The sequence below is a fragment of the Streptomyces sp. NPDC048419 genome (assembly GCF_043200415.1).
GTDB lineage: Bacteria > Actinomycetota > Actinomycetes > Streptomycetales > Streptomycetaceae > Streptomyces.
In genome coordinates this window covers 131,575-156,379 of record NZ_JBICXT010000004.1, presented here as the reverse complement: position 1 = coordinate 156,379, position 24,805 = coordinate 131,575, and the positions used below count along the sequence as shown (strand labels likewise).

The following is a 24,805-nucleotide window of genomic DNA, read 5'->3' as shown; positions in this document are numbered from 1 at the left end:
CCTGACACCCGTGGACCAGTGGCACACCATCTGGCGGACCCTGGCGAACCCTGGCGAATAGTCGCCCGGCAACTTGCACCGGGCTACTGTCAACTCAGCCGAGAACCTGGGGGCTTGACGTGAGCGGACAACCCAACACCCGCCTTGCGGACCTGTTCGGCCTGGCCGGCTGGTCCAAGGGTGAACTCGCGAGGCTGGTCAACCGGCAGGCGGCGGCCATGGGCCACCCCCAGCTGTCGACCGACACCTCTCGGGTACGGCGGTGGATCGACACGGGGGAGATCCCGCGCGATCCGGTGCCGAGGGTGCTGGCGGCGCTGTTCACCGAGCGTCTCGGCCGTGTCGTGACCATCGAGGACCTCGGTCTGGTCCGGCACGGGCGTGTGGGGAAACGGCAGGACGCCGGGAGTGCTGAACATCCCGACGGTGTGCCGTGGGCGCCCGAGCGGACTGCGGCGGTCCTCACCGAATTCACGGGAATGGACCTCATGCTCAACCGACGCGGCTTGGTGGGTGCGGGTGTCGCACTCACCGCAGGATCCGCACTCAGCAGCGCCATGCACGACTGGCTGCACACCGATCCGACACTCTCCGCCGACGCTCCCGACTACGACAATCCCCTGCACGCCGACCCCGCTGGGTTCGACCGCTTCGAGGCCGCCCCCATCGGGTCGCAGGAGATCGAGGAACTGGAGCGCTCCGTGGAGGTGTTCCGGGCCTGGGACGCGGCCCGCGGCGGCGGGCTGCAGCGCAAGGCGGTCGTGGGCCAGCTCAACGAGGTGGGCGGCATGCTCGCCTACCGGCACCCCGACCATCTCCAGCGGCGCCTGTGGGGCGTCGCCGCCAACCTCGCCGTCCTCGCGGGCTGGATGTCGCACGACGTCGGCCTGGAACCCACGGCCCAGAAGTACTTCGTCATCGCCGCCCACGCGGCCCGGGAGGGCGGTGACCGGCCGCGCGCCGGGGAGGCGCTCTCCAGAGCGGCTCGCCAGATGGTGCACCTCGGCCGGCCCGACGACGCGCTCGACCTGATGAAGCTCGCCCAGTCGGGTTCCGGCGAAGAGGTGCTGCCGCGCACCAGGGCGATGCTCTACACCATCGAGGCCTGGGCGCAGGCCTCCATGGGCAAGGGGCAGGCGATGCGCCGCACCCTCGGCCGGGCGGAGGACCTCTTCGTCTCCGACAAGGGTGATGTGCCCCCGCCGAGCTGGATGCAGATGTTCAAGGAGGAGGACCTGTACGGCATGCAGGCCCTGGCCTACCGCACGCTGGCCGAGCACGAGCCGGGAGCGGCCGCGCACGCCCAGCACTACGCGGAGAAGGCCTTGGCCCTGCGGGTCGACGGACGGCAGCGGTCGAAGATCTTCGACTTCCTGTCCATGGCCTCCGCCTGCTTCATCGCAGACGACCCCGAACAGGCGGACCGGTACGCGCGCCTGGCCCTGATGTCGATGGGGACCAACTCCTCCCATCGCACCTGGGACCGGCTGCGCCAGATGTACCGGCTCACCGCGGAGTTCTCCAGCTACCCGAAGATCCACGAGCTGCGGGAGGAGATCAAGCTGTCGCTGCCCAGGTCGGCGGCGAAGAGCGGCAACAGTGCACGGGCATAGGGGGTCCGTGCAGCTGTAGCCGATTCATCTCGCCCGGTCGGCGTGCCGCCCGGCGGCGGTTCACACCACCTTGGCGACCAGTACGCACGCGTCGTCCTCGCGTTCGGTCTCGCCGAACTCCTTGACGACGATCCTTACGCACTCCTGCGCGGTCCGGACCCTGCCGAAGTGGGGAGCCAGGTCGAGGAGGCGGTTCACGGTCTGTGCGACGTTGTGCGCGGGCACCAGCCCGTCGGTGTGCAGCAGAAGCAGATCGCCCGGCTCGAGGGTCTCTTCGGCCTGCTCGTAGGAGGCTCCGGAGGTTGCTCCGAGGAGGACGCCGCCCGGTGTGGGCAGCCTGCGCCCCGTCCCTCCGCGGAACAGCAGCGGGGCGGGGTGTCCGGCTTGTGCCCAGGTCAGGGTGCGGGTTCCGGGGTGGTAGCGGCAGCAGACGGCGCTGCCGAGGGCCGGCTGGACGGTGGCGTCGAGTAACTGGTTCAGCCAGGACATCAGCTGCCCGGGCTCGGTGCCCGCCATCGCCATGCCCCGCACCGCGCCCAGCAGCGTCGCCATGCCCGAGGCGACGGCGACACCGTGTCCGGTGAGGTCCCCGACGCTCAACAGGGTCTGGCCGTCGGGCAGTTCGAGTGCGTCGTACCAGTCGCCGCCGATCAGGGCGCTGGTCGACGACGGAAGACAGTGCGCCGCCAGATCGAGTGTCTCGGGTCCTTGGTGCGGGAGCCGCAGTAAGCCACGCCAGGGCGGCAGCACGGCCTCCTGCAGCTCGGTCGCGAGCCGGTGCTCGGTCTGCGCGCGGTGCTCGTGGCGCTGGAGCGAGTCACGGGTCTCGCTCACCGCCTTCTGGCTGCGGCGCAGTTCACTGACGTCACGCAGCACGGCCCACATCGAGGAGGTGCTGCCGTCGGTGTCGAGCACGGGCTCGCCCATGATGTGCACCGCGCGCACCTCGCCGTCCGGGCGCACGATGCGGAACTCACCGTCGATGTGCCGCGCGTCGATGAGGCAGTCCGTGACCATCGCCGTCAGCATGGCGCGGTCCTCGTCGACCACCACCGACGGCAGTTCGTCGAGACTGAGCGGGGGAGTGGCGGGATCACGGCCCAGGATCTGGTACAGCTCCCCCGACCAACTCGCCTCGTCCGTCAGCAGGTTCCACTCGGCGCTGCCGACGCGGCTGAGTAAGGAGCCGGGCCGCGGGGCGACCGGCGCGGACTTGGTCTCCGCAGCCGGCGGCAGCGGCGCGGGGCCGTCCCGCAGCTGCCCCAAGTGGGCGTCCAGGTCGGCGAGTTGGTGCAGCGCCAGGTCGTACAGTGCGCGCTGCCAGCGTTCCTGGGGGTCCGAACCGTCGCGGTGTGCGTCCCGCCGTACGGCGTCCACGTCACCCTTGAGCCGCCGCGCCTGCGATATCAACGCTTCGACCGAGCCGCGTCCTGGGGGCTGGGCGGCTGAGCGATCCGCGGAGAGGTGGGACGGCATGAAGCACTCCGAGGCGGGGAGGGTGCGACCGGGACTGACGGATCTGGGGACCGGTTACGACTCTTGCACAGCCCGCGACGCGCTGTAAGGGATTTGGCAACACACGATACGGTGGTGCATTTGGCATATGCCACCGTCTTCCTGGACCCGGCGCGTGCTCGTGCGCGCGTTCGTCGGCCGCGTGTTCTACGGCGCCAAGTGGGCTCTGATGAGTGACGCAGATCACACAAAGTGGGAAGCGCTTCCATGTAATGCAGACGCCGTCTGCGGGCTCGTACAAGAACACGGCAATCCTGCCGACCTGACGACCGCAGTGGAGACCGATCATGGACATCACCCTCGAGCAGCCAGCCCGCGGCCGTCTGATCACCGCCGACGAGCAGCAGTTTCCCGTTCCCGTGACGCTGCGGTACGTCTCCACGGATCCGCTGGCCGTGCATCTCGACTTCCCGCCCGAGGTCTCCCTGGACGGCACGGAAGTCACCTGGACCTTCGGCCGGACGCTGCTGGACGAGGGGCTGCGCGGCCCGGCCGGCGCCGGCGACGTGCACCTGTGGCCGTGCGGCCCGGACCGCACGGTGATGGAACTCCACTCGCCCTACGGCATGGCCCTGCTCCGCTTCGACACCCCTGCCCTGCGCCGGTTCCTGCTGCGCACGTACGCGGCGGTGCCGGCCGGGCAGGAGGACATCGGCGCGTCCGTCGAGCAGGGCCTGAGCGCGCTGTTCGGCAACGTGTGAGTTAGTACCGCAGGATGCCCGCGATGCCGGAGGCGTCCCCCAGCATCCCGTCCGGTACGAAGCGGACGTCGGCGCCCGTCTCCAGACACTGTTCGACGATCTCGTCCACGATGTCCTCGCGGGCGTCGAGATCGCCCCGCTCGGCCGGCACCAGGTGGTCGCCGAGGGCGTCGCGCACCGTCAGGCGGTAGTTCTCCTCGACCGCGAGCAGCCGTACGCGGCCCTCGCGGGCGCTCTGCCAGACCTCGTCGACTCCGGCCGCGAACGCCTTGTGACCGCGGGCCGATTCGAGCTCCCGCGCCACGGCGTCGGTGTTCCGGCGGGCCTCGGCGGCGAGGGTCGGACCCATCGCCTGCCACACGGCGTCGGGAGTGCCGTGCGAGAGACCGCCGTGCGGCACGTGCACCGCCTCCTTGGTGATGCTGCCCACCTCGTCCAGCAGGGACAGGGCGGCCGGCTCGCCGGTGACGTAGAGCGGCCGGGGCGTCTCGCGCAGGACCATGCCCATCGCGGCGTCGGCGTCGCGCAGGAAGTGGCGGGTGTCCTCGTCGCGGAAGGTGCTCGGCACGTCGCCGATCCGCTCCTTGCGCTCGACGTCGAAGTTCTCCAGGTGCCGGGTGAGGGGGAAGCCGCCGCTGTGCTCCTCCGTGACGCGATCCGGCCCGCCGCTCCACAGCGTGACCCGGTCGGCGGAGACCGACAGCACCCAGAACGGCCGTTCCGCGGCGTGCGCGGAGACGAGGTTGCGGGTCAGGAAGGTGTCGGAGAGGACCACGCGCTCCGGGACGGTACGCGCGAGCGACCACACCTGGTGCTCACCAGGGGCGGCGAAGATGGCCAGACCGTCCTCGGCGTGCGCCAGATCCACCTCCCTCAGAGCCTGGTCGAGTTGGCGGACCACGTCCAGACGCCGCTCCCGGCTCACGGCGGGATCGGCCTCCAGCTGCTTCTTGGCCTCGGCCACCACATTGCGCAGCCGGACCGGATCCTGGGTGTTCTCGGGCTCCCGGCGGTGTGTCGGCGTCAGCACGGACACGGCCGGATAGGCGCGCGGGCGCCGGAGCTCGGACAGGGTTGAGGGACTCAGGTCGTGCTCCATATCAGCACGATAGGACCGTTTCGCCGATCAGGCATCAGGAGCGGGCGCACCGGGCAACCGGGTCAATTCGCTGCTAACGTCGCTCGCGTCCTCGGACGGCGCTCTCCGCATCGCCGGTCGCCGCGATGCCCGAACCTCGCAGGACGTCGTATGACGCAGGTCGAGAAGGAAACCCAGGCCGCACCGGCCGCCAAACTCTCCCTGCCGACCCTCACCATGATGGTGGTCGGGTCGATGGTCGGTGCCGGTGTCTTCTCCCTGCCGAGCCGGTTCGCCCAGGAGACGGGCGTCGCCGGCGCCCTCGTCGCGTGGGCGGTGGCCGGCACCGGCATGCTGATGCTGGCCTTCGTCTTCCAGACGCTCGCGGTGCGCAAGCCCGACCTCAACGCGGGGGTGTACGCCTACGCCAAAGCGGGGTTCGGCGAATACCTCGGCTTCTTCTCGGCGTTCGGCTACTGGGCCAGTGCCTGCGTCGGCAATGTGACGTACTGGGTGCTCATCATGTCGACGATCGGCGCGATCGCGCCCGCGCTCGGCGACGGCGACACCGTGCTCTCGGTGGTCCTCTCCTCGGCCGGCCTGTGGCTGTTCTTCTGGCTCATCAGCCGGGGGGTCAAGGAGGCCGCGGCGATCAACCGGATCGTCACGGTGGCCAAGGTCGTCCCCATCGTCTTCTTCGTCATCCTCGCGCTCTTCTATCTCAAACCCCACGTCTTCGCCGAGAACTTCGGCGGCGCCGACTACGCGGGCTCGCTGTTCCAGCAGGTCCGGGGCACGATGCTGGCCACCGTCTTCGTGTTCCTGGGCGTCGAGGGGGCCAGCGTCTACTCCCGGCACGCCAGACGCCGCGAGGACGTCGGCCGGGCCACCATCCTGGGTTTCCTCAGCGTCTTCGCCGTCTTCGCCTCGGTGACGATCGTCAGCTACGGCCTGATGCCCATGGGCGAGATCGCCGACCTGCGCCAGCCGTCCATGGCGGGCGTCCTGGAGCACGCGGTCGGCACCTGGGGCGAGGTCTTCGTCAGCGTCGGCCTGATCGTCTCCGTGCTCGGCGCCTACCTCGCCTGGACGCTGATGGCCGCCGAAGTGCTGTTCGTCGCCGCCAAGGACGACGACATGCCGCGCTTCCTCAGGCGCTCCACGGCGGCCGACGTGCCCGTGCCCGCACTGGTGATGTCCACGCTGCTCAGCCAGGTCTTCCTGATCGTCACCCTGTTCTCGGACGACGCCTTCAACTTCGCGCTCGACCTCACCAGCGCACTGACCCTGATCCCGTTCCTGCTCGCCGCCGCCTTCGCCGCACGGATCGCGCTGGCCGGGGACCGGGCGGGCACCCGCGAGCTGGTGGTGGCCGCACTCGCCACGGTCTACACCGCGTTCCTCGTCTACGCGGCCGGCTTCAAGTTCGTCCTCGTCTCCTTCATCGTCTACGCCCCCGCCACCGTCCTGTTCGTGATGGCCCGCAGGGAACAGGGCCGGCGGCTGTTCTCGCCGCGCGAACTCGTCGTCCTCGCCGTCTCGGTCGCCGGTGCCGTGCTGGGCGTCGTCGCGCTGGCGCTGGGCTGGATCCACCTCTGACCGCCCGCTCTTCGGAAGGGTCCACCGTGACCAGTCAAGATTCCCGTCCCGGGTACGGCGTCCACTCCGAGGTGGGCAGGCTGCGCAAGGTGCTGGTCTGCGCCCCCGGGCTCGCCCACCGCAGGCTCACCCCCACCAACTCCGACGACCTGCTCTTCGACGACGTCATGTGGGTGGAGAACGCCCAGCGCGACCACGCCGACTTCGTCGGCGAACTGCGTGAACGCGACGTCGAGGTCGTCGAGTTGCACGAACTGCTCGCCCAGACCATGGCGGTGCCGGGCGCCCGGGACTGGCTGCTGGACCGCAAGATCGTCGCCAACGAGGTCGGCATCGGCCTCGTCGACGCCACTCGCGCCTACCTCGACTCCCTCGAACCCGACCGGCTGGCCAGGTACCTGATCGGCGGCATGGCCACCGGCGACCTGCCGGACGAGTACCGCACCGGATACGTGGCGCTCGCCCGCGAGTCGACGGGCGTACGCGAATACCTGATGCCACCGCTGCCGAACACCCTCTACACCCGCGACACCACCTGCTGGCTCTACGGCGGCCTCACCCTCAACCCGCTGTACTGGCCGGCTCGCCACCACGAGACCCTGCTGATGAAGGCCGTCTACTCCTTCCACCCCGACTACACGGGCTCCACCGTGTGGTGGGGCGACCCCGAACTCGACTGGGGACAGGCGACGTTCGAGGGCGGCGACATCATGCCGGTCGGCAACGGCGTCGTCCTGATGGGCATGAGCGAGCGCACCTCACGCCAGGCCATCACCCAGGTCGCCAGGGCGCTGTTCGCGGGCGGCGCCGCCGAGCACGTCATCGTCGCCGGCATGCCGAAGCTGCGCTCCGCGATGCACCTCGACACCGTGTTCACCTTCGCCGACCGCGACCTGGTGACGCTGTACCCGTCCATCATGGACGGCGTCCACACCTTCTCCCTGCGGCCCGGCGACAAGGCACCCGGCCTCGACATCACGGACGAGGGGTCGAGGCCCTTCGTCGACGTGGTCGCCAAGGCCCTCGGCCTGTCCGGGCTGCGGATCGTCGAGACCGGCGGCGACGTGTACGCCTCCGAGCGCCAGCAGTGGGACAGTGGCAACAACGCGGTGGCCCTGGAGCCCGGCGTCGTGTTCACCTACGACCGCAACACCCAGACCAACACACTGCTGCGCAAGGCCGGCATCGAGGTGATCACCATCGTCGGCGCGGAGCTGGGTCGCGGCCGTGGTGGTGGGCACTGCATGACCTGCCCGATCGTGCGGGACCCCGTCACCTTCTGAACCGGCGGCACATGTTCAACCGGCGGCACATGTTCAACCGGCGTGCTCAACTAGCGTTTCTCACCGGCGGGTTCGATCACCGCGATGTTGCCCTGCGCCACGGCGCACAGCGTCTGCGCACCGTCGGCACCGATGGTGGTCACGTCGCAGCGTGTGACGACACGGGTCCGGCCCGCCCGTACCACCTGGCCGTGCGCGCGCAGGACCGCGCCCGTCGCGGGGCGCAGGTAGTCGATGGTGAAGCCGGACGTGATCAGCCCCGCCCCGACGACGGTCCCCGCCGCCAGGGTCAGCGTGTTGTCGGCCGCGTAGGAGAGGACCCCGCCGTGGACGAAGCCGTACTGCTGGAGCAGCTCCTCACGGATGTCCAGTTCGAGCGTGGCCTCGCCGTCGCCGAACGCCGTCACCCGGGCGCCCAGCAGCCTGCTGAAGGGCTGTTCCGCGAGGACCTTTCGTGCCAGCTCCAGATCCATCGTCCCGCTCACGTTCCCTCCACCTCACTTCATCAGTGAAGTGAGGGTGGCGCGAGCCGGTGCCGTCTGTCAACATCGGCCCATGTCCGAGCCTGATCAGCGTCTCTTCTTCCTGCTCCAGCGGGCGGCGCACCGGCTGCGCACCACGGTCGACCGACGCTGCCTGGCCGCCGCCGGGGTGACCACCGCCCAGCTCGGCGCGCTGTTCGCCGTACAGGACCGGCCCGGGATCACCCAGCAGGAGCTCGCCCGCACCCTCGGCCTCAGGGAATCCGCCGTCACCGCCCTCGTCGGCCGGCTCACCGCGGCGGACCTGCTGCTGAAGCAGCCCCATCCCCGTGAACACCGGGCCGTCGTGCTGGAGTTGACCGAAGTGGGAGCTGCCGCCCTGCGTGCCGCGCAACCGGAGGTCGATCGCTTCAACGCGGAGCTGCGGGAGCTGCTCGGGGACGACGGGTTCGTACGGACGGCGGGGGCGCTGCACCAACTCGCCTTCTGGGAGATGTGAGACGCCCCGGCGTCACTGATCCTCGTCCTCCGGCCCGCACGAACTGCCGGTCGGCGGCAGGGTTCCGTAGAGCAGGAAGGAGTCGACCTTCTCGTGCACGCACTTGGAGGAGGCGTAACCGGTGTGTCCTTCGCCCTTGTTGTCGAGCACCACGGCGGAGGAGCCGAGCCGCTTCGCGGTCTCCACGGTCCACCGGTACGGCGTCGCCGGGTCGCCGCGGGTGCCGACGAGCAGCATCTTCGGGGTGTGCACGTCCCGCACGTCCTTGCGGATGTAGTCGGTGCCCTTGGGGCGGCCGTAGCACATCAGGAGTTCGGTGAGGCGGTAGCGGCCGAAGACCGGTGAGGCCTGATCGTACTCGGCGCGCAGCTTGCCGAGTTCGCCGACGATCCGGCCGGCGCTGGGGCGGTCGGGATCGTCCGCGCAGTTGATCGCCATCAGAGCCGCCGGCAGGTTGTCGAGCGGCACGTCGTTCTCGTCGACCAGACCGCCGTTCCTGTGCTGCCGGACGGGCAGGCCGGCACCGCCGGTCTCGAAGCCCATGACCCCGCGGGTGTCGCCGTCCTCGACGAGTTCGGCGATCGCCCGCTCCAGCGAGGGCCACAACTGCTTGCTGTAGAGCGCCTGGCTGATGGCGCCGACGAGGTCCTGCCCGGTGAACTCCTGGCCGAAGTCCGTCGGCACCGGGTCCTGGTCGAGCGAGTGGATGAGATGGACGACCTGTTCCCGGGCGGCGCGCGCGTCCTGCCCGAACGGACAGGCGATGTCCTCGGCGCACCAGTCGACGAAGTCGTCCAGCGCCGTCTGCTGACCCTCGGCGCCCGCGACCCCCTGCTGGGACATCGGTTCGGTCAGCGTGTCCACCCCGTCCAGGACCAGCCGGCCCACCTTCTTCGGGAACTGGGCCGCGTAGACGGCGCCGAGCCGGGTTCCGTACGAGAAACCCAGGTAGTTGAGCTTCTTGTCGCCCAGCGCCGCGCGGATCACGTCCATGTCGCGCGCGGAGTTCACCGTGCCGATGTGGGGGAGCACCGGCCCCGAGTGCTTCGCGCACTCGTCGGCCGCCTTCTTCAACTGCGTGAGCAGGGCCCTGGGATCGCTGGTCTCCGTGCTCTCGTCGGTCGCGGACGACGTGCCGGACGTGCCGTCCCCGCAGCTGACCGGCGAGGACCTGCCCACCCCGCGCGGGTCGAAGGACACCACGTCGTAGTTGTTGGTGAGGCCCATGAAGTCGTCGCCGCCTGCGGCGAGTTCGCTCACGCCCGCCGCGCCGGGGCCGCCGAAGTTCAGCACCACCGAGCCGCGCTTCCTGCCTGTCGAACGGTAGCGGTCGAGGGCCAGGTCGAGCGTGCCGGACGTGGGCCGGTCGTAGTCGAGGGGGACGGTGACCTTGCCGCACTGAAGGTCCTTGGGCATGTCCTCGCCCTCGCATGTCGACCAGGTGACCTTCTGCCCGTAGAAGCGCGTCAGGTCGGGGCCGGTGCCGTTCGAGGCGGCCGCGGGCAGGCCCGCGCCGACCAGGGCCAGAGCCGTGGCTCCGGTGGCGGCGCAGCGCCGGACGACAGCGGGCCGCGTAGACGACTTGGCCAGCATGAATGCCTCCAGGGACGCCCGCCGGGGACCGGGTCAGCAGCGCCCTCGATCACGATAAGCGGCCGTCGCGGGGCCCGCCTCCGGGCCAGCGGGAGGGCACGAGGTGCCCTACCCTGTGCACCCGTCCGTGCACGTAGGGCAGTTTTGCTGCTAGTTCGATAACCGTGCCGCTCGATGGGGTGAAAGACCGATAAGCCATAACCCGGATGGTTCGCCCGCGTTTTAACCCGTGCGGGCAACGCCCGCTTCTCCGGCGCGGGGTACGTGCCCGCGACCATGTCTGGAAGGCAGGGAACCTATGAGAAGGGTTACCCGAAACGGTGTGATCGCCGTCGCCGCCGCCTCGGGCGCGATGGCTCTGGCGGGTTCGGTGAGTTCGGCCTACGCGGCCGGCGGGGCCTCCGCGGACGGTGCCGCCGCCGACTCGCCCGGGGTGATCTCCGGCAACACCGTCCAGCTGCCGGTGCACGTCCCGGTGAACGTGTGCGGGAACACCGTGAACGTGGTGGGGCTCCTCAACCCGGCCGCGGGCAACAGCTGCACCAACAGGAGTGCGGGCGGCAGGCACGCGGCGGACGGCTCCACGGCGGGCGGCAGCACGGCGGAGGGCGGCGGAAAGGATTCGCCGGGTGTGCTCTCCGGCAACACCGTCCAGCTGCCGGTGCACGTCCCGGTGAACGTCAGCGGGAACACCGCGAACGTGGTCGGCGTGGGCAACGCGGCCACCGGCAACCGCTCCACCAACACCTCGGGCCACCACCACTGCACCGAGCCGGCGCCGACGCCCAGCACCCCGGTCAAGGCGCATCCGCGGCCGGTGACCGCCCAGCACGCCGCTCCTCCGGAGGCAGAGGTCACTCTCGCGCACACCGGCAGCGACCAGACGCTGCCCGCGGCCGCGGCGAGCGCCGCCCTGATCCTCGGTGGGGCGGCCCTTCACCGGGGCATCAGGCGGCGGTCCACGCGCTGACCTGCGTCGCCTCCCCCGAGGCGGATGGAAGCTCCCGCTGGCCACCCGACGGGACCTTCCGTCCGTCTCGGAACGCGGCACGTAAAACCTTTTGCCCCTCTCTCCTCCGGATGCTGGAGTGAGGCATGGATCATGCCGCGGTGCTCGCCCTCTTCGACCGGGACATGCGCGAAGGCGCGCAGCCCGACGGCCCCGGCGCGCGCGTCGAACGGACCGGGAACGTGGTCCGCCAGGTCTCCTCCGCGCACGGCTGGAACGGCGTCGTCTGGTCCGGCCTGGACGAGACGGACGCGGACGCGGCGATCGCCGAGCAGATCGCGTACTTCTCCGGTCCGGGCCGCGAGTTCGAGTGGAAGCTGTACGGGCACGACCGCCCCGTGGACCTGGGGCAGCGCCTCCGGGCCGCCGGTTTCGTGCCCGAGCCCGAGGAGACGCTGATGATCGCCGAGGTCGCGGACCTCGACCTCGACGCCGAGCCGCCCGAGGGCATCCGCTTCGCGCCGGTCATCGACGCGGCGGGCGTGGACCTGGTGGCGGAGGCGCACGAGAAGGCGTTCGGCACCGACGGCTCCCGGATGCGCGAGCAGCTGCTCGCCCGCCTCACCCGGGAGCCGGACACGATCGTCGCCACCGTCGCCCTGGCCGGCGACGTGCCCGTGAGCGCGGCCCGCATGGAACTCGTGCCGGGCACCCGCTTCGCCGGCCTCTGGGGCGGCGGCACCGACGAGCCCTGGCGCGGCCGCGGCATCTACCGAGCCCTGGTCGCCCACCGCGCCCGCGCCGCACTCGACCGCGGCTACCGCTACCTCCAGGTCGACGCCTCCGGCCGGAGCCGCCCGATCCTGGAGCGCCTGGGCTTCGAGGCGCTCAGTACGACGACGCCGTACGTGTACGGGGCGTAGCGGGCGGCCCTCGCCCCGGGGGCGGCTCAGTCCAGGCCGAGCGCGTCCGCCAGCATGTCGATCTGCGCTCTGAGCAGCGTGCCGCCGTCGTGGCCCATCCCCTCGAACTGGCCCGACACCTCCAGGCCGATCGCCCCGTGCATCTGGGACCAGGCGAGCACGGCGCCGGCCAGTGCGGCTCCCGCCGATTCGCCGGACCCCTGCGCCCACTGCGCCACGGCCGCGTCCGTCTTCGCCCACGCCGTCATCTGGCCGACCACGGGCCGCAGCGCCGCCGACGGCTCGGCGCTCTCGAACACGGCGAGGAACGGCCCGAGCACCGCCCGCGCGCTGTCCAGCGTGTCGGGGGGCGCGGTGTACCCCGGTACCGGTGTGCCCTCGATGAGCAGGTAGCGGTGCGGCTGGGCGACGGCCCACTCCCGGCAGGCGCCCCCAAGTGCCTGCGCCCTGGCCCTCGGTGACGTGTCCTGGGGGAGTCCGTCCGCGGCGGCCGTAACCGCTGTCGCCAGGTCGGCGTAGGCGTCGCGGATCAGGTCCGTGAGCAGGGCGTCGCGGCTGTCGAAGTAGCGGTAGAGCGCCGGTCCGGACAGTCCGACCTCCTTGGCGATCCGGGTCAGCGCGACGGCCGCCGTACCGCCCTCGGCGAGCTGCCGCAGCGCGATGTCCTTGATCTCCGCGCGCGTCTGCTCGCGGTAGCGCGCCCTGGGGCTCTGTGCGGTGCCGGCCACGGACGGCCTCCTCTCCGGTTCTGGTGACACACCTTAACGATGGATCGGATACCCAGCGCTTGCTAGCCCTCATCGAAAGAGTTACTGTCTCTAACAGAAGCGAGGCATCGTAACGAATCAGGGGAGTCCATCATGACCGGCACCACCGCACACACCTCCGCCCGGCACACCGTCCTCGGCTCGGGCCCCGCCGGCACCGCCCTCGCCAAGGAGCTGGTGCGCAGGGGTCACTCCGTGCGCCTGGTCGACCGCAAGGCCGACGGGCCGGATCTGGCCGGCATCGAGCGGTTCGCCGCCGACGTCAGCACGGCGGAAGGCGCCCGCGCCGCCGTCGCGGGCGCCGACGTCGTGTACCACTGCGTCAACGTCGGCTATCACCTCCAGGTCGAGGTGATGCCCCGGATCCAGGAGGCGGTTCTCGGTGCGGTCGAGGCCGTCGGTGCCCGCCTGGTGGTGCTCGACACCCTGTACCCGTACGGCGAGACCGGGGGAGCGGTCATGACGGAGGACTCCCCGTGGAAGGCGACCAGCCGCAAGGGCCGGATGCGCGCCGACCTCGACGAGAAGTACCTCGCGGCCCACCGCGAGGGCCGCGCTCGGGTCGCCCTCGGGCGCTCCGCCGACTTCGTCGGCCCCGGCGTGCTCAACTCCACCCTCGGAGCGACCGTGTTCCCCGGTGCCCTCACCGGCGGCGAGGTGCTGGGCTTCGGCGACATAGACCTGCCGCACAGCTACACCAACATCGAGGACGTGGCCGCCGGTCTGGCCACGCTCGGCGAGCGCCCGGAGGGTGACGGCCGCGTCTGGCACCTGCCGACGGCGGCGACCGTCAGCACCCGAGAGATCCACCGGATGATCGAGGAGCGGGTCGGCAAGCCCCTGAACGTCGCCTGTCCTGGCGGAGCCCAAGCCCGTGGGCCCGTTCGACGAGCAGTTCATGGCCGAGTACGCGGAGATGTTCTATCAGCACACCGAACCCCAGACCATGGACTCCTCGGCGTTCGAGCGGACCTTCGGCGTGGCACCGACGCCGCTGGGCCGGACCCTGGACGACACCCTGGCCTGGTACGGGGAGTGGCTCGCGCAGAGGTGACAGCCGTCACCCGCGCCCGGATGTCACATCCGAAGCCGCCCGATCCGTCGCAGGGTCATGACGACGAACCAGAGCAACCAGAGCATCCTCCTCGCCGGCGCGAGCGGCGTCCTCGGGGGGCACATCACCCGCGCCCTGACCGAAGCCGGCCACAAGGTCACCGGCCTCGGCCGGGGCGCGGCCAACGGCGTCCGGGCCGACCTCATGGACCGCGACGCCCTGCTGAGGGCAGTCGACGGACAGCACTTCGACACCGTCATCCACGCCGCGACCGCCCTGCGCAAGCCACCCATGCGCCACCGCGACATGCACGGCACCGATGCGCTGCGTGTCGAGGGCACAGCCCACCTGATCGAGGCCGCCCGCGCCACCGGCGCCCGTCGCTTCGTGTCGGAGTCGATGGTCTTCGGCTACGGCTACGGCGACTTCGGCGACCACGTGCTCACCGAGGAGGACGCCTACGGCCCCCGCGGCACCACGGCCGAGCTGGAGAAGCACATCGAGGGCATGCGCACCAAGGAGCAACTGACCTTCGAGGCCGCCGGGTTGGAGGGCATCGCACTCCGCTTCGGCCTGTTCTACGGCCCCGGCGGCACCGACGCGATCCTGCCCATGCTGCGCAAGCGGCAGCTGCCCCTCCCCGGCGACCACGGCCGGGTCCTCCCGTGGACCGAACTCACCGACGCGGGGAGGGCTACGGCCGCCGCGGTGGAACGTGGCCGGCCCGGCCAGGCGTACAACATCACGGACCGGACCCCGTACGGATTCCGGGCCCATGTCCTGTGCGTCGCCCAGGAGTTCGGGGTGCCGAAGCCCGTGACAGTGCCCCTGTGGCTCACCCGTCCGATGCCGTACGTGCACACGATCCTGACGTCGCGCATGCGGGTGTCGTCGGCGAAGGCCGAGCGGGAACTGGGCTGGACGCCGCGCTACGGCTCCTGCCGCGAGGGTCTCGCAGCCCTGGCGGCCCGGCGTTGACGGCACAGTGGACCCGCCGACCGCTGGGGGAAGCCGGGTCGGCGGGTCCATTTGCCGGGCTCTCCCGCCAGCCGTCACCCGACGGGGTCGTACCAGGCGCTCTCGCGCCCCGCCCGGCCGAAACCGCTGGTAAGGCAGCGGAGTTGCCGTGAGGGTTGCCGTGTTGTCAGCGATGTGCCCTCGAGCGGTCCAGTGCGGCGACGCCGAGCGCGGCGAGGCCGATCTGGATGAGCCACTCGATCCAGTCGATGCCCTTGGTGTCGGCCACGCCGAACGCGTTGGCGAGCGCCGATCCGATCAGCGCGGCCACGATACCGACGAGGATCGTCAGCAGAATGCCGATGTGCTGCCGTCCCGGGACGACGAGCCGGCCCAGCACACCGATGACGATGCCGATCACGATCGCACTGATGATGCCTGAGATCTCCATCTCCGCCCCTCTTTGTCAAGGCCCCCGCACTATGCAGATGCCCGCTGGGGGCGCGGACAGTCCGTTCGGTTTCAACCTCGGGGTTCAACCAGGGGTCAACGCCCGGTCAATCTCCGGCCGGTGGGGCAGGTGACGCCTGTTCAGGCCCACTCATGCCATGTACGGTTCAACCGTTCCGCCGCACCGCAGCCGTACGGCTGAACATCTACGCGCGCAGACATGCTGTCTCTACGCGCGTAGGTCCGGCTTCGCACGGCACGGCCCCCGCTCTTCCCCAACCCCACACGGAGGTACGCCGGATGCTCGGACTCGCCCGATCCCGCCACAGACTCACCACCGCCCTGGCCGCGTTGGGCCTGGTCGCCGCGGGTGTCGCCGCCCAGGCCGCGGTCACGGCCGCCCCGGCCCACGCGGCCACCCCCCACCGGATCCTGTTCGACGACGGCCACGCCGAAGAGGCCGGCAACGCCGACTGGATCATCTCCACCAGCAAGCCCGACCCGCTCGGACAGGACTCCTCCCCGTCCGCCGAGACGGACTGGACCGGCGCGCTGTCGTCCTGGGGCGTCGCCCTGCAGAAGACGGGCGACTACAGCCTCAAGACCGCCACCAGCGCCCTGACCTACGGCGGTTCCTCGTCCACCGACCTGTCGAACTTCGACACGCTGGTGCTCCCGGAGCCCAACACCCTCTTCACCACCGCCGAGAAGACGGCGATCATGAACTTCGTCAAGAACGGCGGCGGACTGTTCATGATCTCCGACCACACCGGCGCCGACCGCAACAACGACGGTGAGGACGCGGTCGAGATCCTCAACGACTTGATGAGCAACAACAGCGTCGACTCCACCGACCCGTTCGGCTTCTCCATCGACACGCTGGACGTCAGCTCCGGCTACCCGGCCGCGATCAGCGACAGCGGCGACCCCGTCCTGCACGGCTCCTTCGGCACCGTCACCAAGAGCCTGATCGCCGACGGTACGACGGCCACCCTCAAGCCGTCCGACAACTCCTCCGTCAAGGGCCTGGTGTACCGCAGCGGTTACTCCGGGAACACCGGCGCGTTCTTCCTCACCAGCACCTTCGGCAGCGGCCGCGTCGCCTTCTGGGGCGACAGCTCGCCCATCGACGACGGCACGGGCCAGTCCGGCAACACGCTCTACGACGGCTGGAACGACACCGGCGCCACCAACGCCGCCCTCGCCCTCAACGCCACCGCCTGGCTCGCGGGCGACGGCACGAGCGGAGGGGGAGGCGGCGGTGGCGGCGGCACCTGCACGGCCGCCCAGCTGCTCGGCAACAGCGGCTTCGAGTCGGGCAGCGCCACCTGGAGCGCCTCCAGCGGCGTCATCACCAACTCCACCGGTGAGTCGGCCCGTTCGGGCTCGCACTACGCCTGGCTCGACGGCTACGGGAAGGCCACCACCGACACCCTCTCCCAGCCGGTGACCATCCCGTCCGCCTGCACCACCGCCGCATTGAGCTTCTACCTCCACATCGACACGGCGGAGACCACCACCAGCACGGCCTACGACACCCTGAAGGTGCAGGTCGTCAACAGCTCCGGCACCGTGCTGAGCACCCTGGCCACCTACTCCAACCTCAACGCCGCCGGCGGCTACACCCAGCGCAGCTTCAGCCTGGCCGGTTACGCCGGCCAGACCGTCACCCTGAAGTTCACCGGCACCGAGGGCTCCACCCTCCAGACGTCGTTCGTCGTCGACGACACGGCTCTGAACGTCGGTTGACACCTGTGGGGCCCGGTTCGCGCCGGGCCCCACAGGCTCATTCCCCCGGCACCGTCCGCGCGGCCGTGTTCCAGCCGGACACCCGCACCCGCGGCGCCGAGCCGTGCAGGTCCGCCGTCCGGTAGGTGCCCGTCAGCGTCACCGACTCGCCCGGCCACAGGCTCACCTCGTCGTCCGACCAGCGCACCGGAAGCACGGGCCGGCCCTGGGTGTCCACGAGATGGACGTCCGTGAGCAGCGAAGGAGTCTTCCCGCTCCCGGTGTTGCGGAGCGTCACGGTCGTGGTCGCCGTATCGCCCACCGTCGACGTCGACGCCGTCGCCGAGACCGGCACCTGCGCCATGGAACTCAGCCCCTTCAGATCGGCGTAGCTCGTCGTCGGCGTGTAGTACCAGTCGGTGTGCGCCCAGTCGAGGGTGTCCGGTTTCGTGGAGAGCCAGTAGACGTTCCGGTCGATCTCCTTGCCGGCGGCGTCCGTCAGCGTCAGGCGCACCAGATAGGTCGCCGGGAGGCCGCTGATCGAGGCGGGCAGCGTCAGCGCGGTGGTGTGCGCGCCGTCGCCCCGCACGCTCACACCCGTCACGGTCCTGTCGTACTTCTGGGTGCCGTCGGGGGTGAACACCGTGGCCCGGGCGGTGAGTCCGGAGGCGGGCTCGTGCCGGTTGTCGGTCACGACAACGGAGCGGTCGTCGTACGAGTACTGCACATGCAGCGGCTCGTTGGCCTTCTTCGCCCCGAAGTAGGCGCCGCCCTGGTCGAGATAGCGGTCCATCAGCTGCCAGTGCAGCGAGGTCCAGCCACTGTTGAACATCCAGTAGACGACCCCGGTCGAGGGCTTCGAGGCGTCGGTGGCGTTGCGCCCGTACGCCTCGAACTGGGCGCGGACGTTCTCGTACTGGGCCAGCTGCGCCTTGCGCACGTAGTCGGCCAGGCTGGTCGGGGCGCCGTAGCGGCCGGTGAGGGCGTCGTCGTAGAGCTTGAGCGTGCCGAAGGTCGACGACGGCGAGCGGTGGTACTGCTTGGCGTTCGGGTCCTTCCAGAGGGTGTCGAGTTCCGCCGGGCTCATCATGCGGCGCAGGGTGTCGAGGGTGGGGACGTCGGGGCCCGCGCTGGTCTCGGAGTTGAAGCCCGTGGCGCCGCCCTCGCGCTTGAAGTACCAGTAGCCCGGTGGGATCCAGTCGTACGGACCGGTCATCTTCATGCCCGAACTGCCGGACTGCGGCGAGGAGTTGTCGGACGCGGCGGCCACGACCGGGGTCGGCCAGTCGGCGGCCTTCAAGGCGTCGAGGTAGTTCTTCTCGATGGTCGCGTCGGGTGCGAAGTCGCTGCCGATGAGGAAGGAGATCACGCTCGGGTGGTCCCGCAGCCGGGCCGCCTCGGCAGCCATCGACGCCTTCGCGACCGGGTAGTCGGCGTCCGTCCACTTGTCGCCGGACTCACCGCCGTTGACCTGCCCCTCCCACTTGTCGCAGCACTCCCAGCCGGGCAGCGTGAGGATGCCGTAGCGGTCGGCCAGGTCGAAGAACTCGTCCGGTTCCAGATGCCCTTCCAGGCGGATGGTGTTCAGGCCGAGGTCGAGGGCGTACTTCAGGCGGTCCTCGACATACGTCCTGTCCCAGCGCAGGAACTCGTCCGGCGACCAGCCGCCGCCCTTGATCAGCAGCTTGCGGCCGTTGATGCGGTACTGCCGGGCACCGTCGGAGTTCAGCGGCGCCCGCACGTCGCGTACGCCGAAGCTCTCGTGCGCCGTGTCCGACACGATGCCGGAGACGGACGCGGTCAGGTTCAGGTCGTAGAGGGGCTGCCCGCCCATGCCGGCCGGCCACCAGACCTTCGGCGAGGCCAGATGGAGGCCGGAGACGTCGGACGGGGTGAAGGTGACGGCCTTGGTCTCGTGCGCGGCGAGCGTGACCGACTTCTCGAACGTCGTCGGTCCGATGCTGCCCGAGACGACGGTGGTCGCCGGGGCACCGGAGTCGTTGCGGGCCTCGGCCTTCACCGTCAGGTCGGCCGAGGCGAGCGAGGGCACGTCCAGCTCGGTCACGACGTGCGCGTCGCGAAGGGCGACCGGGCCGCCGCGGCGGACGAGGACGTCCCGGACGATGCCCATGTTCTCGTCGGGCGGCGGCTGGAGCCAGTCGATCCAGCCCATGGTGAGGTTCTTGTCCGGGTCGTTGGGCCGGATACGGAAGGCGACCGTGTTCGTGCCCGGGCGGACCAGCGAGGTCACGTCCAGCTCGTGGTGGGTGTAGGCGCCGGTGATGTCCTTCGTGGTGGCGACCTGCTTGCCGTCGACGTAGACGTCGGCCGCCGAGATCACCCCGCTGAAGTCGAGGTAGGTGCGCTCGGAGGTGTCGGTGACCGTGAAGTCGGAGCGGTACCACCAGGGGACCTGGAAGTCGGCCTTGGGGATCTTCTGCTGGTCGGTCGAGTGGAAGGGGTCGGCGTACACGCCGTTCGCCAGCAGCGCCGCGAGGACGGTGGAGCGGGGGCCCGCCGGGTACCAGCCGGTCGCCGGGTAGCCGGGGGAGGAGACGTCGGCCGCCGGGTCGGAGACCTTGGCGGTCGACTGGACGGCGTAGCCGGTCAGGGCGGTCGTGCTGCCCGGCACGGAGGAGACCGTGGTGTGCCGGCCCGGCGGCGCGGGAGGCCGGCGGCCGTGCGGGTCGGCCCAGGCGCTGGTCGTCAGCGCACCGAGCAGTCCCAGGAGCGCGGCGGCCGTGGCGAGACGGTGTCCGTTCACGGAGTCTCCAACCCCTTCGTAAAGTTAGGAAACTTTACTAATGGTGGGTTCACGCTAGGGCGCCCGCGTGAGCGGTGTCAATCACCGCGCCCCGTGCGGGAATTGATCAGGACGGGGCCGGCCGGCGCTCGAACACCACGTCCCGCGCGGTCCCGAGCGCCGTGGCCACGGCGCCCAGCAGCACCGCGTCCTCGCCGAGCCGGCTGGGCACCACTTTGGTCCGCAGGGGAGTGAGCGCCCGCAGGTTCTCGCGCACCGGGTGCAGCAGCAGATCCACGCTGTGGCCCACCCCGCCGCCGAGCACCACGAGATCGGGGTCGAGCACGGCCGCGGCGGCCGCCACGGTGTGCGCGATGCGCTCGCCCTCCAGCTGCACCGCCTTGACCGCGGCGTCATTGCCCTGCCGGGCCGCGTCGAACACGGCCTTCGCGGTGAGCTGTCCGTTCATGCCGAACCGGCGCGCCGCCTCCACCACGGCCACCCCCGACACGGCGTCCTCCAGCCGGTCCGGCTTCTGCCGGCCCGGCCACGGCAGGAACCCGATCTCGCCGGCCAGCCCGTGCGCGCCGGTGAACACCCGCCCCTCGCTGACCACGCCCATGCCGAGACCGGTACCGATCAGGATGTACGCGAACAGCCGGCTGCCCGCGCCGATGCCGTAGGTGTACTCGCCGAGCGCCGCCAGATTGGCGTCGTTGTGCACCTCCAGCGGAACGCCCAGCTCCTCGCGCATGCGGTCGAACAGCCCGGCCCGCCCCCAGCCCGGCAGATGCATCGCGTAGCGCACCCGGCGCTGCTTGTCGTCGTAGACGCCCGGCGTGCCCACCACGGCGTGCACCACCTCGTCCGGGGCGACACCGGAGCCGGCGACCACCTGGCGTGACGTGGCCACCACCAGCTCCGCCATCGCGGCCGAACTGCGGGCCCGGTTGCGCACGTCGGAGCGGGCGACCACGGCGCCGTCCAGGTCGGCGACGGCCACCCGCAGCCAGCTGCGGCCCACGTCGATGCCGAGGACGTGTCCGGCCGCCGGGTCCGGCGCGTACAGGACCGCCGTGCGGCCGCGCTCGGGCGCGAGCGTGCCGACCTCGTGGACCAGGCCCGCGGCCTCCAGGGCTGCGAGCGCGCTGGAGACCGTCGGCTTGGACAGGCCGGTCTCGCGGGCCAGTTGGGCGCGCGACGCCGCACCGCCGGTGCGCAGCCGGTCGAGCAGCAGACGCTCGTTGGTGCTGCGCAGCCGTCGGCGGTTCCAGGGCCGTTCCTGCTGGTCCACTGCGTCACTGGCGGGCATCGCACCATTCTCACGTATCGGCGGGGACCTCTTGACGTGTCTAGTAAGGCTCCTTAACTTTATCGGCCAACAGCCTTGCCGGGCGAGCCTTCGGCAGCCCAGCGCCCGGTGCCTCAGGAGACCTCATGTCCGGTAGCCCGCCACCCAACGGTGGCTTCGTCCGTCGCGTCGGCCTCTTCCAGGCCACCACCATCAACATGAGCCAGATGTGCGGCATCGGCCCGTTCGTCACGATCCCGCTGATGGTGGCCGCGTTCGGCGGTCCGCAGGCGGTGATCGGGTTCGTCGCCGGCGCGATCCTCGCTCTCGCCGACGGACTCGTGTGGGCCGAGCTGGGCGCGGCGATGCCCGGCTCCGGCGGCAGTTACGTCTATCTGCGCCAGGCCTTCCAGTACCGCACCGGCCGGCTGATGCCGTTCCTGTTCGTCTGGACGGCGATGCTGTTCATCCCGCTGATCATGTCGACCGGCGTGGTGGGCTTCGTCCAGTACCTCGGCTATCTCGCCCCCGACCTGGGCCAGACCTCCGGCGACCTGATCGGTCTCGGCATGATCGCGCTGGTCATCCTCATGCTGTGGCGGGGGATCGAGCACATCGCCCGGCTCACCGCCGTGCTGTGGGCGGTCATGATCACGTCCGTGCTGCTGGTCATCATCGCCGCGGCCTCGGACTTCAGCTCCCACCTCGCCTTCACCTACCCCGCGCACGCCTTCGACCTGGGCAGCAACCACTTCTGGATCGGCTTCGCGGGCGGCCTGACCATCGGCATCTACGACTACCTCGGCTACAACACGACGGCCTACATGGGCGCCGAGATCAAGGACCCCGGCCGCGTGCTGCCGCGGTCGATCATCTTCTCCATCCTCGGCATCATGGCGATCTACCTGCTGCTCCAGATCGGCACGCTCGGCGTGATCGACTGGCACCGTATGACCGACGCGAAGGACATCGCGTCCACGTCGGTGGCCTCCGCCGTGCTGGAGGAGACCTGGGGCAAGGGCGCCGCCGACACGGTCACCGTCCTCATCCTGATCACCGCGTTCGCCTCGGTCTTCACCGGACTGCTTGGCGGTTCGCGCGTGCCCTACGACGCGGCGCGGGAACGGGTCTTCTTCCGGCCCTACGCCAAGCTGCATCCACGGCACCGCTTCCCGATGCTGGGTCTCGCGACCATGGGCGTGATCACGGCCGCGGGCTTCCTGATCGGCCGGCACACGGACCTCGCGACGCTCATCCAGCTGCTGACGACGGTGATGGTGATCGTCCAGGCGCTGGCCCAGATCATCGCGCTGACGGTGCTGCGCAGGCGGCAGCCGACGCTGCGGCGGCCGTACAAGATGTGGCTCTACCCGATACCGAGCATCATCGCCTTCGTCGGCTGGTGCGTGATCTACGGCTACGCGGACAAGAATTCGCCGGGCCGCCATCCCATCGAGTGGTCGCTGGCCTGGCTGGCCCTGGGCTGCGTGGCCTTCGTGCTCTGGGCGCGCTTCGAGAAGGTGTGGCCGTTCGGCCCGAAGGAGATCACGGAGGAGTATCTGGTGCCGGCGGAGCCGGACGCGTCACCTGCGGAGGCGTGATCCACCCGCCGTAACTGCCGTACCTGCGCCAGGGTTCCGTCATCCGTGAAGCCTCTCCGGCCGGACTCGCGTCCGCCCGGAGGGGCTCCTCTCATGCCCGGGGGCCGGCCGGGAACCGATCGATTCACTCGCAGGGGAGCCCCATGTCCGACCAGTCCGTCCGTCCCGCGACCGTCCAGGACCGGCCCACCGTCGAGCGGTTGTGGCTGATGTTCCGCCACGATCTCTCCGGTTTCGCAGGCGTACTGCCGGGCCCCGACGGGACGTTCCGCAGCGAGCGGGTCGACTCGGCGTTCACGGAGCCCGGTTGGGCGCCGTACCTCTTCCTCCGCGCGGACCGGCCCGTCGGCTTCGCCTTCGTCCGCGGTCTCCACGGGCCGACACGGGACTGAACAGCTTCTTCGTGGTACGCGGCGCACGTCGCGAGGGCATCGGCGTCGGCGCGGTGCGCAATGTCGTGCTCCGGCATCCCGGTCCGTGGGAGGTCGCCTTCCAGTACGACAACGAGCCCGCCGTGCGCTTCTGGCGCCACGCCGCCGCCCAACTCGCCCCGCATGCCTGGTCGGAGGAGGCCCGGCCGGTACCGGACCGGCCCGACCTGCCGCCGGACGCGTGGATCTCGTTCGTGAGCTGAGCACGCGCCGTCGCTTCCGTACGGGAGTCAGCCCGTCGCGGCGCGCTCGACGGAGCCGAGCTGTCCGGCGTGTCGGTCAGGAGCTGTCGTCCCTTGACATGCAAGTAATTGCCTGCATAACTTTGAGTGTGCGATCAGAGAATGACTCGGAGATGGACACGGTCTTCAAGGCGCTGGCCGACGACACGCGCAGACGGCTGCTGGACCGACTGCACGAGAGCAACGGCCAGACCTTGGGCGAGCTGTGCGAACGCATCGACATGACCCGTCAGTCCGTGACCCAGCACCTCGCCGTCCTGGAGGCCGCCAACCTGGTCAGCACGGTGCGGCGGGGGCGGGAGAAGCTGCACTACCTCAATCCGGTCCCGCTCCACGAGATGCAGGAGCGGTGGATCGACAAGTTCGAGCGACCGCGCCTGAGCGCGCTGAGCGCCGTGAAACGACAAGCAGAGGAAGCCATGGCCGACAAGCCCGCATTCGTCTACGTCACCTACATCCACAGCACACCCGAGAAGGTCTGGGACGCCCTCACCGACGCCGACCTGACCGCCGCCTACTGGGGCCACAGCAACGTCTCGGACTGGCGGCCGGGGTCCCGCTGGGAGCACGTCCGCACGGACGGCTCCGGCATCGCCGACGTGGTCGGCAAGGTCGTCGAGAGCGAGCGCCCGACCCGGCTCGTCACCACCTGGGCCGCGCCGGAGGACGAGGGGAAGGAGGACCGGTACTCCCGCGTCACCTTCGACATCCGGCCCCACGAGGACATCGTCCGCCTCACCGTGACCCACGAGGACCTCAAGGACGAGGGCGAGCTCTCCGACGTCTCCGGCGGCTGGCCGGCGGTCCTGTCGAACCTCAAGTCGCTCCTGGAGACCGGCAGCCCGCTGCCCCAGGAGCCATGGTCGGTGCCCGGCCGCTGAGCAGGCGGGACCCCGCCCGGCGACCTCGGTCCTCGGCACCGGCGCCGAGGAGCAGGAGGCGGCCGTCCGCGAGGCGATGGCGGAGGTGTACGACACCGACACGGCGGGCTGGGACCTCCTGACCACCCGTACGATCCCGGAGGCACTGCCCGCCATGCCGCCTCCACAGATGCTCACCCGCACCACCCGCGTGACCCCGGGCCGATACGTGTGCGGCGACCACCGCGCCACCGGCTCGGTCCAGGGGGCGCTGGCCTCCGGGGCGCGGGCCGCGCGCGAGGTGCTGCGGGACCTGCGGCGCTAGCCGGCCGGCAGGGCGCGGCGGGCCGTCGCGCCGCTCCTTCTCATCGCGGAGCAGTTCGTCGACGTCGGTGAGACGGTCCAGGCCGCGGACCGCCCGGGTCATGCGGGGGTTGCCCTCCAGG

Annotated in this window: 19 protein-coding genes and 3 pseudogenes; 14 read left to right on the top strand and 8 right to left on the bottom strand. The window is 70.5% G+C overall.

The features are described from left to right. Positions 1-119: 119 nt before the first annotated feature. Positions 120-1,613, top strand: a complete 1,494-nt coding sequence (locus ACGFYN_RS10975) for a hypothetical protein (RefSeq protein ID WP_393865470.1) — start codon at positions 120-122, stop codon at positions 1,611-1,613. Positions 1,614-1,673: 60 nt separating this feature from the next. Here ACGFYN_RS10975 and ACGFYN_RS10970 read toward each other — a convergent pair whose 3' ends face one another. Beyond that, positions 1,674-3,089 carry a PP2C family protein-serine/threonine phosphatase gene (locus tag ACGFYN_RS10970; protein ID WP_393865469.1) on the bottom strand — a complete coding sequence of 472 codons (1,416 nt, stop codon included), beginning with the start codon at positions 3,087-3,089 and terminating at the stop codon, positions 1,674-1,676. A gap of 326 nt (positions 3,090-3,415) precedes the next feature. On the opposite strand from ACGFYN_RS10970, the gene ACGFYN_RS10965 reads away from it, so the two are divergent. Then, entirely contained in the window at positions 3,416-3,829 is a 414-nt protein-coding gene (locus tag ACGFYN_RS10965; RefSeq protein WP_393865468.1) for an SsgA family sporulation/cell division regulator, read from the top strand. Position 3,830: 1 nt separating this feature from the next. Here the strand turns inward: ACGFYN_RS10965 and ACGFYN_RS10960 are convergent, their stop codons facing one another. Beyond that, complete coding sequence (locus tag ACGFYN_RS10960; RefSeq protein ID WP_393865467.1) at positions 3,831-4,928, bottom strand: chemotaxis protein; 1,098 nt, start codon at positions 4,926-4,928, stop codon at positions 3,831-3,833. Between the two features lie 150 nt (positions 4,929-5,078). On the opposite strand from ACGFYN_RS10960, the gene ACGFYN_RS10955 reads away from it, so the two are divergent. Next, entirely contained in the window at positions 5,079-6,506 is a 1,428-nt protein-coding gene (locus tag ACGFYN_RS10955; RefSeq protein WP_393865466.1) for a basic amino acid/polyamine antiporter, read from the top strand. 26 nt (positions 6,507-6,532) lie between these two features. Beyond that, the gene (locus ACGFYN_RS10950) at positions 6,533-7,789 is read left to right on the top strand and encodes an arginine deiminase (RefSeq protein ID WP_393865465.1); all 1,257 of its coding nucleotides are present in this window, start codon (positions 6,533-6,535) and stop codon (positions 7,787-7,789) included. A 50-nt stretch (positions 7,790-7,839) separates the two neighbouring features. Here the strand turns inward: ACGFYN_RS10950 and ACGFYN_RS10945 are convergent, their stop codons facing one another. Further along, positions 7,840-8,262 (bottom strand): PaaI family thioesterase, encoded by a 423-nt coding sequence (locus ACGFYN_RS10945; RefSeq protein ID WP_393865809.1) that lies wholly within the window; start codon positions 8,260-8,262, stop codon positions 7,840-7,842. Between the two features lie 82 nt (positions 8,263-8,344). Here ACGFYN_RS10945 and ACGFYN_RS10940 point away from each other — a divergent pair, with 82 nt between their 5' ends. Continuing rightward, positions 8,345-8,770 carry a MarR family winged helix-turn-helix transcriptional regulator gene (locus ACGFYN_RS10940; protein ID WP_393865464.1) on the top strand — a complete coding sequence of 142 codons (426 nt, stop codon included), beginning with the start codon at positions 8,345-8,347 and terminating at the stop codon, positions 8,768-8,770. 12 nt (positions 8,771-8,782) lie between these two features. Here ACGFYN_RS10940 and ACGFYN_RS10935 read toward each other — a convergent pair whose 3' ends face one another. After that, entirely contained in the window at positions 8,783-10,363 is a 1,581-nt protein-coding gene (locus tag ACGFYN_RS10935) for an alpha/beta hydrolase (RefSeq protein WP_393865463.1), read from the bottom strand. Positions 10,364-10,661: 298 nt separating this feature from the next. Here ACGFYN_RS10935 and ACGFYN_RS10930 point away from each other — a divergent pair, with 298 nt between their 5' ends. Both ACGFYN_RS10930 and ACGFYN_RS10925 read left to right on the top strand, forming a co-directional pair. After that, positions 10,662-11,333, top strand: a complete 672-nt coding sequence (locus tag ACGFYN_RS10930; protein WP_393865462.1) for a chaplin — start codon at positions 10,662-10,664, stop codon at positions 11,331-11,333. A gap of 125 nt (positions 11,334-11,458) precedes the next feature. Beyond that, positions 11,459-12,235: a GNAT family N-acetyltransferase gene (locus ACGFYN_RS10925; RefSeq protein WP_393865461.1), complete on the top strand. Its 777-nt coding sequence runs from the start codon at positions 11,459-11,461 to the stop codon at positions 12,233-12,235. Positions 12,236-12,261: 26 nt separating this feature from the next. On the opposite strand, the gene ACGFYN_RS10920 is transcribed toward ACGFYN_RS10925, so the two are convergent. Beyond that, positions 12,262-12,963, bottom strand: coding sequence for a TetR/AcrR family transcriptional regulator (locus ACGFYN_RS10920; protein ID WP_393865460.1), 702 nt, complete (start codon positions 12,961-12,963; stop codon positions 12,262-12,264). A gap of 132 nt (positions 12,964-13,095) precedes the next feature. Here ACGFYN_RS10920 and ACGFYN_RS10915 point away from each other — a divergent pair. Beyond that, positions 13,096-14,056 (top strand): annotated as a pseudogene (locus ACGFYN_RS10915) (NAD-dependent epimerase/dehydratase family protein). A gap of 57 nt (positions 14,057-14,113) precedes the next feature. Beyond that, positions 14,114-15,034: an NAD-dependent epimerase/dehydratase family protein gene (locus ACGFYN_RS10910; RefSeq protein WP_393865459.1), complete on the top strand. Its 921-nt coding sequence runs from the start codon at positions 14,114-14,116 to the stop codon at positions 15,032-15,034. A gap of 166 nt (positions 15,035-15,200) precedes the next feature. On the opposite strand, the gene ACGFYN_RS10905 is transcribed toward ACGFYN_RS10910, so the two are convergent. Further along, positions 15,201-15,464 carry a GlsB/YeaQ/YmgE family stress response membrane protein gene (locus tag ACGFYN_RS10905; protein WP_393865458.1) on the bottom strand — a complete coding sequence of 88 codons (264 nt, stop codon included), beginning with the start codon at positions 15,462-15,464 and terminating at the stop codon, positions 15,201-15,203. Between the two features lie 299 nt (positions 15,465-15,763). Between ACGFYN_RS10905 and ACGFYN_RS10900 the strand changes: the two genes are divergently transcribed. Continuing rightward, positions 15,764-17,212, top strand: a complete 1,449-nt coding sequence (locus ACGFYN_RS10900) for a hydrolase (protein WP_393865457.1) — start codon at positions 15,764-15,766, stop codon at positions 17,210-17,212. 37 nt (positions 17,213-17,249) lie between these two features. Here the strand turns inward: ACGFYN_RS10900 and ACGFYN_RS10895 are convergent, their stop codons facing one another. Next, complete coding sequence (locus tag ACGFYN_RS10895) at positions 17,250-19,955, bottom strand: exo-beta-D-glucosaminidase (protein ID WP_393865456.1); 2,706 nt, start codon at positions 19,953-19,955, stop codon at positions 17,250-17,252. A gap of 106 nt (positions 19,956-20,061) precedes the next feature. Then, positions 20,062-21,246, bottom strand: coding sequence for an ROK family protein (locus ACGFYN_RS10890; protein ID WP_393865455.1), 1,185 nt, complete (start codon positions 21,244-21,246; stop codon positions 20,062-20,064). 125 nt (positions 21,247-21,371) lie between these two features. Here ACGFYN_RS10890 and ACGFYN_RS10885 point away from each other — a divergent pair, with 125 nt between their 5' ends. The 4 genes and pseudogenes from ACGFYN_RS10885 to ACGFYN_RS10870 all read left to right on the top strand — a co-directional run. Then, on the top strand, positions 21,372-22,826 hold the full coding sequence (locus tag ACGFYN_RS10885; protein WP_393865454.1) for an APC family permease: 1,455 nt from the start codon (positions 21,372-21,374) through the stop codon (positions 22,824-22,826). A 143-nt stretch (positions 22,827-22,969) separates the two neighbouring features. Further along, positions 22,970-23,460 (top strand): annotated as a pseudogene (locus ACGFYN_RS10880) (GNAT family N-acetyltransferase). A gap of 152 nt (positions 23,461-23,612) precedes the next feature. Then, complete coding sequence (locus ACGFYN_RS10875; protein WP_393865453.1) at positions 23,613-24,380, top strand: ArsR/SmtB family transcription factor; 768 nt, start codon at positions 23,613-23,615, stop codon at positions 24,378-24,380. Between the two features lie 19 nt (positions 24,381-24,399). Next, positions 24,400-24,684 (top strand): annotated as a pseudogene (locus tag ACGFYN_RS10870) (FAD-dependent oxidoreductase); the annotation flags it as partial. Between the last annotated feature and the right edge of the window lie 121 nt (positions 24,685-24,805).